At 71.6% G+C, this 14,504-nt stretch carries 10 protein-coding genes; 3 read left to right on the top strand and 7 right to left on the bottom strand.

Translation table 11 applies throughout. The features are described 5' to 3' along the window. Positions 1-48: 48 nt before the first annotated feature. The gene (locus tag AABM36_RS00700) at positions 49-1,062 is read left to right on the top strand and encodes a CAP domain-containing protein (RefSeq protein ID WP_423446718.1); all 1,014 of its coding nucleotides are present in this window, start codon (positions 49-51) and stop codon (positions 1,060-1,062) included. A gap of 70 nt (positions 1,063-1,132) precedes the next feature. On the opposite strand, the gene AABM36_RS00695 is transcribed toward AABM36_RS00700, so the two are convergent. Then, entirely contained in the window at positions 1,133-2,137 is a 1,005-nt protein-coding gene (locus AABM36_RS00695; protein WP_423446717.1) for a DNA-formamidopyrimidine glycosylase family protein, read from the bottom strand. Between the two features lie 129 nt (positions 2,138-2,266). Here AABM36_RS00695 and AABM36_RS00690 point away from each other — a divergent pair, with 129 nt between their 5' ends. Continuing rightward, positions 2,267-2,500: a hypothetical protein gene (locus AABM36_RS00690; RefSeq protein ID WP_423446715.1), complete on the top strand. Its 234-nt coding sequence runs from the start codon at positions 2,267-2,269 to the stop codon at positions 2,498-2,500. Beyond that, a complete protein-coding gene (locus AABM36_RS00685; protein WP_423446713.1) occupies positions 2,497-3,069 on the top strand; it encodes a hypothetical protein in 573 nt (190 codons plus the stop codon). Before AABM36_RS00690 ends, AABM36_RS00685 begins: the two co-directional genes overlap by 4 nt. Before the next feature lie 213 nt (positions 3,070-3,282). On the opposite strand, the gene AABM36_RS00680 is transcribed toward AABM36_RS00685, so the two are convergent. The 6 genes from AABM36_RS00680 to AABM36_RS00655 all read right to left on the bottom strand — a co-directional run bounded on the left by AABM36_RS00680 (position 3,283) and on the right by AABM36_RS00655 (position 14,461). After that, positions 3,283-4,596 (bottom strand): MFS transporter, encoded by a 1,314-nt coding sequence (locus AABM36_RS00680; RefSeq protein WP_423446711.1) that lies wholly within the window; start codon positions 4,594-4,596, stop codon positions 3,283-3,285. A gap of 129 nt (positions 4,597-4,725) precedes the next feature. Beyond that, positions 4,726-5,088 carry a type II toxin-antitoxin system death-on-curing family toxin gene (locus AABM36_RS00675; RefSeq protein ID WP_423446709.1) on the bottom strand — a complete coding sequence of 121 codons (363 nt, stop codon included), beginning with the start codon at positions 5,086-5,088 and terminating at the stop codon, positions 4,726-4,728. Beyond that, positions 5,085-5,288 carry a CopG family transcriptional regulator gene (locus AABM36_RS00670; protein WP_423446707.1) on the bottom strand — a complete coding sequence of 68 codons (204 nt, stop codon included), beginning with the start codon at positions 5,286-5,288 and terminating at the stop codon, positions 5,085-5,087. The genes AABM36_RS00675 and AABM36_RS00670 overlap by 4 nt, the downstream gene beginning before the upstream one ends. Positions 5,289-5,353: 65 nt before the next feature. Then, the gene (locus AABM36_RS00665; RefSeq protein WP_423446705.1) at positions 5,354-10,723 is read right to left on the bottom strand and encodes an Lhr family ATP-dependent helicase; all 5,370 of its coding nucleotides are present in this window, start codon (positions 10,721-10,723) and stop codon (positions 5,354-5,356) included. Continuing rightward, positions 10,713-11,501, bottom strand: coding sequence for a DUF4232 domain-containing protein (locus tag AABM36_RS00660; protein ID WP_039101655.1), 789 nt, complete (start codon positions 11,499-11,501; stop codon positions 10,713-10,715). The genes AABM36_RS00665 and AABM36_RS00660 overlap by 11 nt, the downstream gene beginning before the upstream one ends. Beyond that, a complete protein-coding gene (locus tag AABM36_RS00655) occupies positions 11,498-14,461 on the bottom strand; it encodes an FAD-binding and (Fe-S)-binding domain-containing protein (protein WP_423446702.1) in 2,964 nt (987 codons plus the stop codon). The genes AABM36_RS00660 and AABM36_RS00655 overlap by 4 nt, the downstream gene beginning before the upstream one ends. Positions 14,462-14,504: the final 43 nt, after the last annotated feature.

The following is a 14,504-nucleotide window of genomic DNA, read 5'->3' as shown; positions in this document are numbered from 1 at the left end:
GCATCCCGCGACGGGACCCCTGCGCGCCCGAAGACGAAACGACGCCACATGCCTCCTCGCCACCTCGCTGTCCGCACCGGGCAGAGCTCCTTCCGCCGCGCCGTCACGGCGCTCACGGCAACCACCGCGGCGGCCGCCGTGGTCCTCGCCGGCGGCCTGTTCACCGCGCCAGCGGCCAACGCCTCCTCCTCGGACATCGTCTCCGTGTCCTCCGGCACCCGGAACGCGGACGCCCAGAAGATGCTCGGGCAGATCAACAGCCACCGGGCCTCCCGCGGTCTCAAGCCCGTGAAGTACTCCCCGTCCCTGTCCGGGATCGCCCAGGGCCAGTCCAACCGGCTGGTGAACCAGGAAGTCATCAGCCACACCAACACGTTCCTCACCGACTCCCGGGCCGCCGGCTACGACGCCGCGGGGGAGATCCACGCCCTGTCCTGGCAGAACAACGTCACGGAGCTCACCAACTGGTGGAAGGGCTCGCCCGCGCACAACAAGGTGCTCACGGATCCTCGCATGGAAGTGGTGGGCATCGGACTCACCTACGTGGACGGCAGCCTGGGCCGCACGGGTCAGGGCTGGCGGCTGGTCGGCACCGTGACCTCGTACGGCTACCCCGCCGGCCGGGCACCCGCTGATGCCCGCACCAGTGTGACGGGCGGCCCGGTGGCGCCGCAGTCCAAGCCGCCCACGGGCGCGGCCGCCGCGAACTACTCCGTCACGGGTGGCATCCGTGCCCGGTACAACGCGCTGGGCGGTGCCGCCGTGATCGGCACCCCGGTGACGCCCGAGCGCGGCGGACTTCCCGGCGGGGGCGTGTACCAGAACTTCCGCGCCCCCAACGGCGCACAGTGGAAGATCCTCTGGTCCCCCCGCAGCGGCGCGCACGCCGTGAAGGAGACGGGCGCGATCGGCAAGGCCTGGAAGGCCCGCGGCTACGAGCGCGGACTGGGCTATCCCGTCACGGACGAGTACCGCTCCGGCTCCGAGGTGCGCCAGCGCTTCTCCAACGGCTACACGGTGCACTGGTCCCGCACCACCAACCGCACCTGGATCACGCACTGACCCGTCCCTCCACGACGATGCCGCCCCGCGGACTCCCTGCCTCGGCGCGGGTCCGCGGGGCGGTGGCGTGTCAGGCCGCGGCCTGGCAACGGGGGCACCACGCGATGGTGCGCAGGTGCTGCACCGCGGTGCGTGAGGGGGCGGGGTCCACGGTGAGCAGGGCGTCGTCGATCTCCCCGCGCTTGAGCTGCGTCCCGCAGCGGCGGCACGGCTGACCGTCCTTGCCGTACGCCCAAAACAGCGGGCGGCCCTGCGGCGCCTGGCCCACGGTGGAGCGCATGGAGCGGTCCTTGTTCAGGTGCAGCAGCTTGTGGGCGAGCGTGACGATCTCCCGCAGCTTGCCCTCCGGCAGGGAGTCCACGCGGGCCCACGGGTTGGTGCGCGTCATGAACAGGGTCTCCACGCGGTACACGTTGCCGATGCCCGCGAGGTTGCGCTGGTCCATCAGGGCGGTGCCGATCGCGCGGTCCGGCTGGGCGCTCAGCCGCTCCAGCGCCTTCTCCAGGTCCCAGTCCGGGCCGAGGATGTCCGGGCCCAGGTAGCCCACGAGCTCCTGATCCTCCAGCCGGGTGGGCACCAGGCGCACGTCCTTGACGTCGAAGCCCACGGCCTCCACTTCTTTGGTGCGCAGGATGGCTCGGATGGTGTGCGAGCCCTGCCCGGTGGACACGTCCGCACTGAGCCGGGTGCGCGCCTCGGCCGCCGAGCGCACGCTGCCACCCCTCCGAACTTGGCCGCGCGGGCGGTAGGGGCTTGCGCCGGGTCGGCTCCTGCGCCCGGCGGGGCGCGCGGCGTCGTCCTGCTGCCGGTCGAAGACCCGCCAGGTGCCGTCCATCATGAGGTGCGAGTGCAGGGTGAGGGGTTCGGCGCCGGACTTCATCTGCTTCGCGTCCGGGGCCGCGGAGAGCCGGATGAGGATGTGCTTCCCACGCGGCACCACCGCCACCACGGTGCGCCCGGACACGTCCGAGGTGGCGAGAGCGGGCACCCGGAAGTCCGAGCTCTCGATCACGGCGCCCTCCAGCGCCTCGCGCAGCATCTTGCACTGGCGGTAGACGGAATCACCTTCGGGCACGGGGTCTCCTCGGTTCGCGGTGGGGTGTTCAGCGTATGCCGTGACTCCTCACGAGTGGCCGAATGGCCATTGTGGACGGTCTCGAACCGTGATGTCGTGGATAGCTCGTTCCGACGTGAGGAGAACCGAATGTCTGCTGAGAAAAGCACTGCACTGGGGCAGGAGAAGACCCGCGCGCTGGCCGTGGGCCTGGGACTTGTGGCGCTCGCGGGTCTCGTGGTCGCATACTTCGCGGACACGGACAGCACGTTCTACCTGCGGGTGATCGGTTTCCTGGTGTTTGCAGTGGCGGGTCTTGGCTCAAGCATGATGTTCATCCGCAGTCGCAAAGCACCCGCCGTCGGCCACGAGAACGGTGCATGAGGACCGCCGAAACCGCGCGAAATCCCGAGAACTGGACCCCGCCTCCCCTGTGGGCGCCACTGTCCGGGCACCTGATGATGGGTGCCCTCAAGGTGCCGGTGATCGTCCTCCTGCTCTGGTTGGCGACTCTTCCGGGGTGGCTGCGAGCGGTACCCGTGGAGAATCTCATCGTCGTGGCCATCGCGGCCGTGCTCATCGGGGAAGTCCTGACCACCCTGGCGGAGCGGCCTTTCGTGGTGAGGCGGCGGCTCTCCGCCCCGGGAGGGTGGGACTATGCACTGCTGCCCGTGCTGATCCATGCCCTCGTGGGATTGGGTCTCGGCGCCCTCCTCCTGGGCGGTCTGAGGGGCGGTGTGGCGCTGGGCGCCGCGTATGCCGTGGCAACCGCGGGTGAGGTGATCCTGTCGAAGTCCTGGCAGCCGGGTGACACCCAGGCCGAGTTCGATGAGAAATGGCGTCGGTTCAAGCAGATGACGCACGAGACGTTCGACGACGACGTGCAAGACCTCAAACGGCAGGCCGGTCAGAAGGTCCGGGACAGCTACTACAAGCGCAAGGGAAATGAGTGAGGCGAGAGCGGGTGGCACTAAGCGCATAGGTGGGCGTTCTCGACGCGTTCTGCACCGACAGTGCCAGCGGTGCCAGCAGTGCGGCATCGCGGTGATGCGGTCGACATCGGTGCGTCCGCCGGTCGCGGGAGTCAGTGGTCAGTGAACTGCGCGGGACGTCCGCCAGGCGAATTTGACCGGGACGATGGCCTGAGCTGCGCAACTCATCCGCGGCTATGAGGTGTGCGTGGGCGCTTTCGACAGATGACGAAAGGCCATGCTCGACAGTGCCAGCGAGACTACGGCGAGTATCTGCCAACCCAGGAGAGCCCACCATGTGCCAAAAGCTGCGCCCATGGCGCCACCTGCGAGGGTGCCAAAGGGCACAGCACCGCGCGTGAGCATGCGTCGAAGGGCGGTTACGCGTCCAAGAGTCCCCTCCGGGCAGGCGCGTGCGAAGACCGTTGCTTGGGTGATGTTGTTGAGCACCACCATGAACCCCCACAGGGCGGACCCCGCGAGCAGGTAGACCCCCGCGTGGCTGCGGTCTACATATGCCATCAGGTGGAGCCCCACGGCCGCCGCGCATCCGAATGAGCCAGTGAGGATGCATCCGCGGTCACCGAGAACCGAAATGCAACGGCTGGCAATAGCGGCAATCACCAGTGCACCGGCTGAACCCGCAGTGAGCTGGAAGCCGAGGAACTCCGGCCCCATGCGGAGATCGGTGAGGATCCAGACGGCCTCCACAGGTACGAAGAGTGACATACCCAGGTTGCTGGCCGTGCCGCTCAGGGCGAGTAGCCATAGTGCGGGAGCGCTGCGGAGGACGCTCCATCCTTCGACGGCATCCCTCCAGAAACGGGCCCACCGGGAGAGGGCGGCTTCAGCATTGGCTATCCCGGATTTTGCGCTTTCGCGCTGCGCTGGAGAGATCATTCGGACCTTGAGGGCCACCAGCCCGGCTGCCAGGAGAAATGCTGCAGAGAGGGCGAGAACGGGTCCCGATCCCAGTTTCGCCACCGCGAGACCGGCGGCTGCGGGCACGATCAGCCCCAGAGCCGCATCGGCGGATTCGAGTCGTGCCGCCAAGCGGGGCACATGGGCAGGGGGCGCGACGCGGGGAACGAGTGTCGTCTGTGTGGTCTCAGCCAGCACGGTGAGTACCCCCAGGAGGCACATGACCGCTGCGAGGTGGAAAAACGTGAGAGCGTTTACCGCCCAGGCGAGCACGAGCGTGCTGAGCAGGGCCGCCTTTGCGATGCCGGTCGCCGACAGGAGAACAGGGCTGAGGCGGCGGTCCACCATGATGCCGATCGGGACGCCGAAGACGAGGAATCCGAGCCCGGACAACGTCATTAGCACGCCCATCTGGTCGGCGCCCGCACCCAGGACCAGAACGGCCAGCACGTCTACGGCGACATCCGTGGCCGAGCGTCCCCCGGCATCGAGCCCGTTCGAGAGCACCAGCCATCGAGCGCGACCCAGACCCTCCGCGGAGAAGCCACCGCCTTCCGCTGGAGAGAGTCGCGCGATGTTCAACGGCATGGACGAAGTGTGTCAGACAAGAGAGCGCTGGCCCTCGTGAGTCAGCTCGATGTCTGTGAGGTTCTGCTGGATGCATCCCTGGATGAAGTCCGGGACTAATGGGCGTGAGCAGCCAACACCTGAGGCGGATCAGTGCCAGCGGCGCAGCATCGCTTTGGTCTGGGCAAGATCGGACCGCCCGCTGGCGACGGCGACGACGAGTTCGTAGGCGGCGTCGTCGGGGGCCTCCATCCAGGCTCCGTTGAGGTCCAAGAACACCACCGTGGCCAGCCAGCCGAGGCGCTTGTTCCCATCAACCAGCGGGTGGTTGCGAACGAGTGACTCCAGCAGTGCAGCAGCTTTCTCATCCAGTGAGGGATATGCCTCATGGCCCCACAGCGCGGTGGCAGGGCGGTGCGCGGCGGCATCCAGCAGTCCTAGGTCGCGCAGCGGACCGACACCGAGGTCCTCGATCAGCGCCAGCAGATCCTCGGTGGTCAGGTATTCGGTCATCGGCCGAGGCGGTCCAGCACATCGGCATAGCGAGCGCGCGCCCGTCCTGAGGAATCGGTGACTCGACGCTCATGACCACGACGTGCGGCCACCTCGTGGATGGCGCGGACCGTGGCCTCCTGCCTGCTGATGCCTTCTGCCTCGGCGAGTTCCGCGAGCGCCCGCTCGTCATCCTCTGTCAGTCTCAATGTCATTGCCATACCCGAAATGGTATCAAAGTGGTACTACGTGGAGTTTTCGGAAGTAGCGCCCCGCCAAGGCGTCGTCACCTGCCCCCACCAACCGGCGCCCGCATCCGCACGCCCTTCGGCGTCTGGTAGAAGCCGCCCGCGAGCAGTCCGTCCCGCACGGCGGTGACCAGCTCCTCCGAGGACAGCACCGAGTCCCCGTTGACCTTCTCCACCACCAGGGAGTCCACGGCCTTGCGCTGCACCAGGCCGGCCACGGCCTCCGCCGCGAGGTGCAGCAGTGCGGGGTCCGAGACGAAGGCCAGTGCCGTCTTCCCACCGCGTTCCAGGTACAGGGTCAGCGCGCCGTCCACGAGCACCACCACGGCACCGGCCTTGCGCCCCGGCCGGTGCTTCGTGCTGGACTCCAGCACCACCGCCTCCGGCCAGTCCAGTGCCGCGCCGTACGGGTTCGCGGGGTCCGTGGCCGCCAGGGCGAGGACCTGGGGCTCGGCCTTGCGGGCGGCGTCGTCGTCCGTGAAGCTGCGCAGCACGTCAACCGTTGCCGGTTGCGTGAACTGGGCGGCCCCGAGACCCTCGATGAAGTAGCCCCGCCGTGCCCGCCCCGCGTCCTCCAGGGCGCGCAGCACCTTGTAGACGGTCGAGAAACCGCCCGGCACGTCCTCCACCGCCACGGGCCCGCGCGTGAGGATGCCGTAGCGGTCCAGCAGCAGCTCCGCCTGGGCCTGCGCGCGCACGGTGGGGTTCAGAGGCTCGGGGCGCAGCACGGACCACCGCCCGGCCGTCGTGCGCTCCTCGCCGCCCCCGGAGGCGCGCACCACGCGCGTGCCGGACGGGGCGGCGTCGCCGGAGGAACCCGCGGGGTCGAAACCGGCCGGCCCGCGGCCCACCGCGCGCAGCCGGGCCGCACCCCGGCGCCCTGCGGAGCGGGAACGCCCCGGCCGCTTGGGCGTCTTGTGCGCGGAGTGCCCGCCGGAGATCAGCGCGCGCACCGGCGCATACGTGTCATTGGTGATGAGCCCCGCCCACAGCAGGTTCCACAGCGCGGTGCGCAGCTGGGCCATGTCCACGCTCACGCCCGCCTCGGCGAGGGGCTGGACCAGCTGCCACGCGAAGTACGCCCCGCCGCCCTGCAGCACCGTGAGCAGCTCCCGTTCGAGCGCGGAGTCCAGGGCGTCCGCGGCGGCGTCCAGCTGCGCGACCGGCGGCAGCGAGAGCTCCGCGGACTCGGCCAGGTGGAAGGCCACCCAGCCGTCCTCGCCGCCCAGGGACCCGGCGCCGGAGAAGATGACCTCGCCCGTGGCCATGAGCTCGTCCAGCATGGCGGGCCGGTAGTCCACCACGCGCTGCGCGAGCACGAGCGGCTCCCACGCGGACGCCGGAATCGGCACCCCGGCCAGCTGGTCGATCACGGTCAGCACCCCGTCCAGCCCCCGCAGCTGGTGCCCCTTCACAGCGTGCTGCCACGCGGGCAGGAACGTGGCGTACGCCTGCGGGTCCACCGGCTCCACGTCCGCGCGCAGGGCCGCCAGCGAACGACGCCGCAGGGTCCGCAGCACCTCAATGTCGCACCACTCCGAGTCCGACGCCGCCGGGTCACCGCTCGGACGGAACGCCCCCTCGCTCACGCGGCGCTGCTTGCCCAGGGACCGCAGCGCGGACTCCACCACGGCCGGGCCCAGGCTCAGGGCCTGCGCGGCCTCCGCCACGCTGAACGGCCCGTGCGTTCGGGCGTACCGGGAGACGAGGTCCCCCACGGGATCCGCCACCGGTTCCAGGAACGCGAGCGGCACCCCCATGGGCAGGGGCTGCCCGAGGGCGTCCCGCATCCGTGCGGCGTCCTCTACCGCGCAGTAGACCTCGCGCCCGCCCACGCGCAGCACGATCGCGCGGTTGGTGTCCACGAGGGTGTCCAGCAGCTCGCGCGCGGCATCGGGGGAGATCGCCCGGTACGCGGGGTCCTCGGCCCGCTCCGTCTCCTCGTCGTCAGGACCGCCCGACGCCGCCGCGTCACCCGGGCCGCCCTCGTCCCCGATCAGGGCGGACACGGGGGTGCTCGCCGCCTCCGGTACCGCGGACGACGCGGCGCCCGAAGCCTCAGCGTCGGCGGCCGGGGCGTCTGGCTCCGCGGCACCCACCCCGGGGCCGTTGCCCGCGGCGGATTCGGACTCTGCGGCCGGCGACCCCACCGGAACGGAACCGTCCCCCCGCAGGCGCAGGGCGGCGTCGTCGGCGGTCATGGGCCCGAGCAGGCGCAGCAGGTCCGCCGCGCCCTCCACCCCGCGCAGGCGGCGGTCCGGGGCGAGGCGCTGCAGCTGCAGGACGGTGGTCTCGATGACCTCGGGGTCCAGCAGTTCGCGCAGCTCGGCGCGGCCCAGCAGCTCGTTGAGCAGGGCGGGGTCCAGGGACAGTGCTGCGGCCTTGCGCTCGGCCAGGGGCGAGTCGCCCTCGTAGAGGAACTGCGCCACGTACCCGAACAGCAGGGTGCGCGCGAAGGGCGAGGGGGAGTCCGTGGTGGTCTCCACCACCCGCAGCTTGCGCCCGGCCAGGTCCCGCTGCAGCTGGAGCAGGGCGGGGACGTCGTACACGTCCTGGAGGCACTCGCGCACCGTCTCCAGAATGATGGGGAACTGCGGGTACTTCCGGGCCACGTCCAGCAGCTGGGCCGAGCGCTGGCGCTGCTGCCACAGGGGCGTGCGCTTGCCGGGATCGGCGCGCGGCAGGAGCAGGGCACGCGCGGCGTTCTCCCGGAACCGGGACGCGAACAGCGCGGAACCGCCCACCTCCTCGGTGACGATCTGCTCGAGCTCCTCCGGCTCGAAGAGGAACAGCTCCGCCCCGGGAGGCTCCTCGTCCGTGGCGGGCACACGCAGCACGATGCCGTCGTCCGCGGCCTGGGCGGATGCGTCCAGACCCCAGCGCTCGTCCAGCCGGGCCCGGACGGCCAGCGCCCACGGGCCGTGCACGGGCGTGCCGAACGGGCTGTGCAGCACCACGCGCCAGTCCCCGAGCTCGTCCCGGAACCGCTCCACCATGAGCGTGCGGTCGTCCGGCACGTGCTCCGTGGCCTCGCGCTGCTCCGCGAGGTACGCCAGCAGGTTGTCCTGCGCCCACTCGTCCAGCCCGGACACCGCCAGGCGCTCGCGGGCCTCAGCGTTCGCGGCACCGGCCAGTTCCCGGGTGAATCGCCCGACGGCGCGCCCCAGCTCCACGGGCCGCCCCAGCCCGTCCCCGTGCCAGAACGGCAGCTTGCCCGGAACACCCGGCGCCGGGGCCACGACCACCCGGTTGTGGGTGATCTCCTCGATCCGCCAGCTGGAGGCGCCCAGCGCGATGATGTCCCCCACGCGGGACTCGTAGACCATCTCCTCGTCCAGCTCGCCCACGCGCTTGGGGGACTTGGAGTCCTGCTCGCCCACCAGGAACACGGGGAACAGACCGCGGTCCGGGATGGTGCCGCCGCTCGTGGTCGCCAGGCGCAGCGCACCGGGGCGGGCCTGCAGCGTTCCCGTCTCGCGGTCCCACACCAGGCGCGGGCGCAGCTGCGCGAACTCGTCCGAGGGGTACCGCCCGGCAAGCAGGTCCAGCACGGCGTCGTACGCGGAGCGCGGCAGGGAGCGGAACGGGGCGCTGCGGCGCACGGTGTCGTACCAGGCCTCCACGTCCACGTCCTCCGCGGCCACCGCGGAGACCGTCTGCTGGGCCAGGATGTCCAGGGGATTGGCGGGCACCGAGAGCGGCTCCAGGTTCCCGGCGAGCATCTGCTCCGCGATCACCGCGGCGTCCCGCACGTCCCCGCGGTGCTTGGGGTAGATCCGCCCGATCGACACCTCACCCACCTGGTGCCCGGCACGCCCCACGCGCTGCAGGCCGGAGGCCGCCGAGGGCGGGGACTCGATCTGGACCACCAGGTCCACGTGGCCCATGTCGATGCCCAGCTCCAGGGACGAGGTGGCCACCACGCACCGCAGCCGCCCGGTCTTGAGGTCCTCCTCGATCAGGCTGCGCTGGTCCTTGGACACCGAGCCGTGGTGGGCGCGCGCGAGCACCGGGGAAGCCCCCTCGTGCCGGTTGCTCTGCCGGGGGATCGCGGCGGGCTCCCGGTCGCCTGTCGCAGGGCGGGCGACGCCGCCCGGGCCGTCGGGCGCGCCAGTCCCGTCCCCGGGGGCGCCGAACGGCGCTGCGTGGCCGGGGGCTCGCCCGTGACGGCCGGGACCGTCCGAGGGTGCACCGGGGGTGCCCGGCGTGTCGTCCCCCTCGACCGCGAAACCGTTGGGACCTTCGGGCCCGGCGCCCTCCTCCCCGGCCGCGCGCCGCGCGCTCTCCGCGAAGAGGTGGTTCAGCGCGTCCCCCACGGCCACGGGGTCCCCGGAGCGCTCGCCGACCGGGGACTGCTCCGCGGCGTTCTCCATGCGGAACTCGTGGATCTCGTTGAGCCGCGCGGTGAGCTTCTCCGCGAGCCCGCGGGAGTTCGCGAACACGATCGTGGAGCGGTGGGCCTCCACGAGGTCCACGATCCGCTCCTCCACGTGCGGCCAGATGGACGCCGTGGCCTGCCCGGACCCGCCCAGGTCCCCGTCCAGGGTCGGGGAGCCGTCCGATGACGGCGACGTCGCCGCCCCGCCCAGCACGGTCATGTCCGGGATGGGCACGGAGACCGTGAGGTCCCAGTCCTTCTCGGACGGCGGGCGCACCACGTCCACGGGCTGCGAGCCGCCCAGGAAACCGGCCACGGTGTCCACGGGTTCCACGGTGGCGGAGAGCCCGATCCGCTGGGCCGGCTCCTCCAGCAGGTCGTCCAGGCGTTCGAGGCTCACCGCGAGGTGCGCGCCGCGCTTGGTCCCGGCCACCGCGTGCACCTCGTCGATGATCACGGTGTTCACGTGGCGCAGGGTCTCCCGTGCCTTGGACGTGAGCATGAGGTACAGGGACTCGGGGGTGGTGATGAGGATGTCCGGCGGGTGGGCCAGCAGGGAGCGGCGGATCGCCTGGGGGGTGTCCCCCGAGCGGACCCCCACGGAGATCCCCGGGGGCTCACCCCCGGCGGCCCTGACCGCCTGGGTGATCCCGATCAGCGGGGCCCGCAGGTTGCGCTCCACGTCCACGCCCAGGGCCTTGAGCGGGGAGATGTAGAGCACCGAGGTGCGGTCCTCGGCAGGGGCGGCCGCGGCGTCGTCGTCCCCGGAGGAGCCCGGGGCGGCGGTGCCGCCCCGTGAGCTCCCGTCAGGGGAACCCGCGGGGGACTTGACCGCGAGCAGCCGGTCGATGGACCACAGGAACGCCGCGAGGGTCTTGCCGGAACCGGTGGGGGCCACCACGAGAGCGTGGTGGCCCGCCGAGATGGCCTCCCACGCGCCGCGCTGGGCCGCCGTGGGCCCGTGGAAGGCGGCGTCGAACCACTGCGCGGTCGCGGGGGAGAAGAGGTTCAGGACCGAGTCAGGATCCAAAGCCCTTGACCTGGAGCTGGGAGACCTTGGGGTTGCCACAGGCCTGACCCGGGTAGGAGACCACGAGCGACTCGTGGCTGCCCGGCGGGTAGATGCGCAGGCCCGTGACGTCGTGCGGGTTGCACACCTGCCCGATCACGCCGGGATTGGTGATGCTCACGCTGGTGCTCGTGGACGCTCCCGGCTGCAGGGTGACCGGCGCCGTGGGGGCCTCCGTGCGGGAGGCGGGGGCGCCCACGATGGCTCCGCCCGCGTCCACGAAGGAGACCCCCGGGTAGCCGTTGAGGGTGCAGGGCGCGGAGCCCTTGTTGGTCAGGGTGAGGGTCGTGATGGTGTGCCCGGCCGCACCGTTGGAGGGGGCTGCGGTGCCGCTGAGGTTCGACGCGTTGCACACGGCACCCGCGGCCTGCTGGTCCGCCTTCTCCTTGTCGAAGGGGCTCGCGGTGGGCATGCCCACCTCCGGAGCCGACGCCATGCGGGTCTCCGTGGGCTGGGGCTTGGAGGCGTCCTCGGCCTGGGTGGTCTCGGTCGAGGCGGTGGGCGGCGCCGGCGTGGCCGATGCGGAACCGTTCGTCGCGCTCGGGGACGTGGTCGGGCTCGGGGACGCGGACGGGCTCGCCGACGTGCTCGAGCTCGCGGAGCTCGCGTCGCCGGAGGACGGTTCATCGCCGGAGGAACCGCACGCGGACAGCGCCAGCAGGGCGGTCAGGGCAGTGGCGGCGAGCAGCGGACGGGAGTGCCTGTGGGTGCCCCGGGGGTCGGGCGATGAGGTCGTCATGGTGACAGTGTCCTACGTTTCGTCGGCAATGCGGCACACATCACCTCTGCGAGGTGCACCGCGTCGGCCTGCGTGCCCTGGGCGATCTGCGTGCGGCACGAGAAACCGTCCGCCAGCACGATCGCCCCGGGTTCCGCGGCCCGGATCGCGGGGAAGAGGTTGCGCTCGCCGAGTGTCCGCGAGATCTCGTAGTGCCCCGGCTCGAAGCCCCAGTTCCCGGCCAGCCCGCAGCACCCGCCGCCCACCACGGAGGTGTCCACGCCCAGCTTCTCCAGCACGGTGAGCTCTGGGGAGTAGTCCCCCATGGCCTTCTCGTGGCAGTGCACCTGGCACACCGCGCTGCTCGGACCCTGCCGGGTCTCCAGCGGCTCGAACGGCCAGTCCCCGCCGGCCTCCAGGTGGGCCGCCGCGAACTCGCCCAGGGTCCGGGTGAGGCCCTTCACCACGTGGGCCCGGGGGTCATCGGGCAGCAGCTCGGTGATCTCGTGCTGGAGCATCACCGTGCAGGACGGCTCCAGCCCGATCACCGGGTACCCGGCCTCCAGCAGCGGTGCCATCACGTCCAGGGTCTGGCGCAGCACCTTCCGGGTCATGTCCAGCTGACCCGTGGAGTGCCACGTGAGCCCGCAGCACACGTCCCCCATGGGCATCAGCACGCGGTAGCCCATGGCCTCCAGGACCTCCACGGCGGCCTTGCCGGGTCCGTCCGCTGAGTAGGTGGTGAACGTGTCCGGCCACAGCACCACGGACGGGCGCCCGGCGGGATCGGCCCCCGCCATCCCAGTCGCTTGGGCACTGCGGACCGACGACGCCGCACGGCCGCCTCCGCGCGGAGCCGCACCGGCGGCGTCGTTCCCGGCAACGTGGCCCGCGTGCTGGGAGCGCGCGCGGAACCACGCGGTGAACGGGGTGTCGTTGAAGCGGATCATGTCGCGGCGCGGTTCGATGCCGCCGAGCTTCTTGGTGAGTGCCTCTACGGCCGGGATGCGTTCCAGGACGTTGACCGCGCGCAGGGAGCCGGGCACGCGGGCCGCGATCCGCATGAGCCACGGCATCCACCCCATGGTGAGGTGCGCCATGGGCCGGCGGTCCCGGCCGATGAACGAGCGGAGGCCCTGCCGGAAGTGGTGGTGCAGGAACTCGGCCTTGTAGGTGGCCATGTCCACGTTCACGGGGCACTCGGTGGCGCACGCCTTGCAGGACAGGCACAGGTCCAGGGCCTCGTAGGTCTCCTTGGACTTCCAGCCGTCCGTGAGGTGCTCGCCGCGCAGCATCTCCGCGAGTGAGCGCATGCGGCCTCGCGTGGAGTGCACCTCGTCCCCGGTGGCGTGGAAGGAGGGGCACATGGCCCCGGAGTCCGAGCGGCACGCTCCCACCCCCACGCAGCGGTTCACGGCCTGGCCGAACGAGCCGTTGTCGTGGGAGAAGGCGTGCACCGGGGTGAGCTCGAACGTGCGCGCACCCGGTCCGGGGCGGATGCCACGGTCCAGCGGCTCCGGATCCACCAGCACGCCCGGGTTGAACACGCCCTCGGGGTCGAAGATCCGCTTGAAGCGCGCGAACGCGGCCAGCGCCTCCGGTGTGTAGATGGTGCTCAGCATCTCGGAACGGGCGCGGCCGTCCCCGTGCTCGCCGGATACCGAGCCCCCGTAGCGGTGCACCAGCTCGGCGGCCCGCTCGATGAACTCCCGGTACTGCGCCACCCCGTGCTCGGAGTTGAAGTCGAAGGAGATGCGGATGTGCACGCAGCCTTCGCCGAAGTGGCCGAACGGGATGCCGCGCAGATCCATCTCCTCCAGCAGGGCGTAGAGGTCCCGCAGGTACTCGCCCAGCCGGGCCGGAGGCACCGCGGAGTCCTCCCACCCGGGCCACGCCTCGCCGCCGTCCGGCAGGCGGGTCACGATGCCCGCTCCGGCCTCACGGATGTGCCACAGGGCCCGGGCCTGCGCAGGGTCGCCGACCACCACCGAGTCCACCACTGTCTCCTCGACCAGCGCGGGGAGTCTCCGGGCGGCGTCGTACGCCTGCTCGGGGGTGTCCCCGGCGACCTCGCAGTACAGCCAGCCGCCCCCGCGCGGGAGCTCGGAACCGGCCTGCTCCTGGCCGGGGCGGGTGCGCAGGGCGGCCAGCAGGTCCGAGCCCATGCCCTCGATGGTGGTGACGCCGGAGACCCGGAGCGCGGGTGCGGCGCTCGCGGCGTCGATCGCGTCCTGGAACCCGAGGACCGCCAGCGCGGTGTGCGCGGGCTTGGCCACGAGCTTGACCGTGAGCTCCGTGATGATCCCGCACGTGCCCTCGGTGCCCGCGAAGGCCTTGGCGGTGTCGAAGCCGTTCTCGCCCAGCAGGTAGTGCAGCCCGTAGCCGGAGACCTGGCGCGGGAACTGGCCCAGCTCGGTGCGCAGCATGGCCAGGTGGTCGTTGCGCAGCCGCTCCAGCTGCGAGGTCAGGGCGGGCTCGGAGGTGCCGCCCGCGTCCAGGGTGACCAGGCGGCCGTCGGCCAGCATGACCGTGACCGAGACCAGGTTCTCCGCACTCGTGCCCCACGCAACCGAGTGGGAGCCGCACGCGTTGTTGGCCACCATGCCGCCCACCGTGCAGCGCGAGTGGGTGGAGGGGTCCGGGCCGTAGGTGAGGCCGAACTCGGAGGCGGCCTCCCGCAGCTGGTCGCAGATGACCCCGGGCTCGATCCGCGCCGTGCAGGCCTGCGGGTCGATCTCCAGGATGCGGCGGAAGTGGCGGGAGGTGTCGATCACCAGGCCCTCGCCGATCGCGTTGCCCGCCACGGACGTGCCGCCGCCGCGGGGGACCACGGACCAGCCGTTCTCCCGCGCGGTGGCGAGCAGCTCGCGGATCTCCGCGACCGAGCTCGGCTCGGCCACCGCGGCGGGGAGCCTGCGGTAGATCGAGGCGTCCGAGACGTACGCCGCGCGCGTGGTCAGATCGTCCCGCAGGACCGTCATGCTGCTCTCTCTTCCTCCGCGCGTGGCCGTGCTCGTCTCAGCG

Source organism: Kocuria sp. KSNUG, from assembly GCF_049532735.1.
In the GTDB taxonomy this organism is placed as follows: Bacteria; Actinomycetota; Actinomycetes; order Actinomycetales; family Micrococcaceae; genus Kocuria; species Kocuria rhizophila.
The sequence above is the reverse complement of the archived record's forward strand: the minus strand, read 5'-3'. Positions and strand labels throughout refer to the sequence as shown.

What these genes read in the sequence shown, in the direction of transcription:
- AABM36_RS00700 (WP_423446718.1), top strand. Translation starts at nt 49, where the DNA reads ATGCCTCCTCGCCACCTCGCTGTCCGCACCGGGCAGAGCTCCTTCCGC.
- AABM36_RS00690 (WP_423446715.1), top strand. Translation starts at nt 2,267, where the DNA reads ATGTCTGCTGAGAAAAGCACTGCACTGGGGCAGGAGAAGACCCGCGCG.
- AABM36_RS00685 (WP_423446713.1), top strand. Translation starts at nt 2,497, where the DNA reads ATGAGGACCGCCGAAACCGCGCGAAATCCCGAGAACTGGACCCCGCCT.
- AABM36_RS00680 (WP_423446711.1), bottom strand. Translation starts at nt 4,596, where the DNA reads ATGCCGTTGAACATCGCGCGACTCTCTCCAGCGGAAGGCGGTGGCTTC.
- AABM36_RS00675 (WP_423446709.1), bottom strand. Translation starts at nt 5,088, where the DNA reads ATGACCGAATACCTGACCACCGAGGATCTGCTGGCGCTGATCGAGGAC.
- AABM36_RS00670 (WP_423446707.1), bottom strand. Translation starts at nt 5,288, where the DNA reads ATGGCAATGACATTGAGACTGACAGAGGATGACGAGCGGGCGCTCGCG.
- AABM36_RS00660 (WP_039101655.1), bottom strand. Translation starts at nt 11,501, where the DNA reads ATGACGACCTCATCGCCCGACCCCCGGGGCACCCACAGGCACTCCCGT.
- AABM36_RS00655 (WP_423446702.1), bottom strand. Translation starts at nt 14,461, where the DNA reads ATGACGGTCCTGCGGGACGATCTGACCACGCGCGCGGCGTACGTCTCG.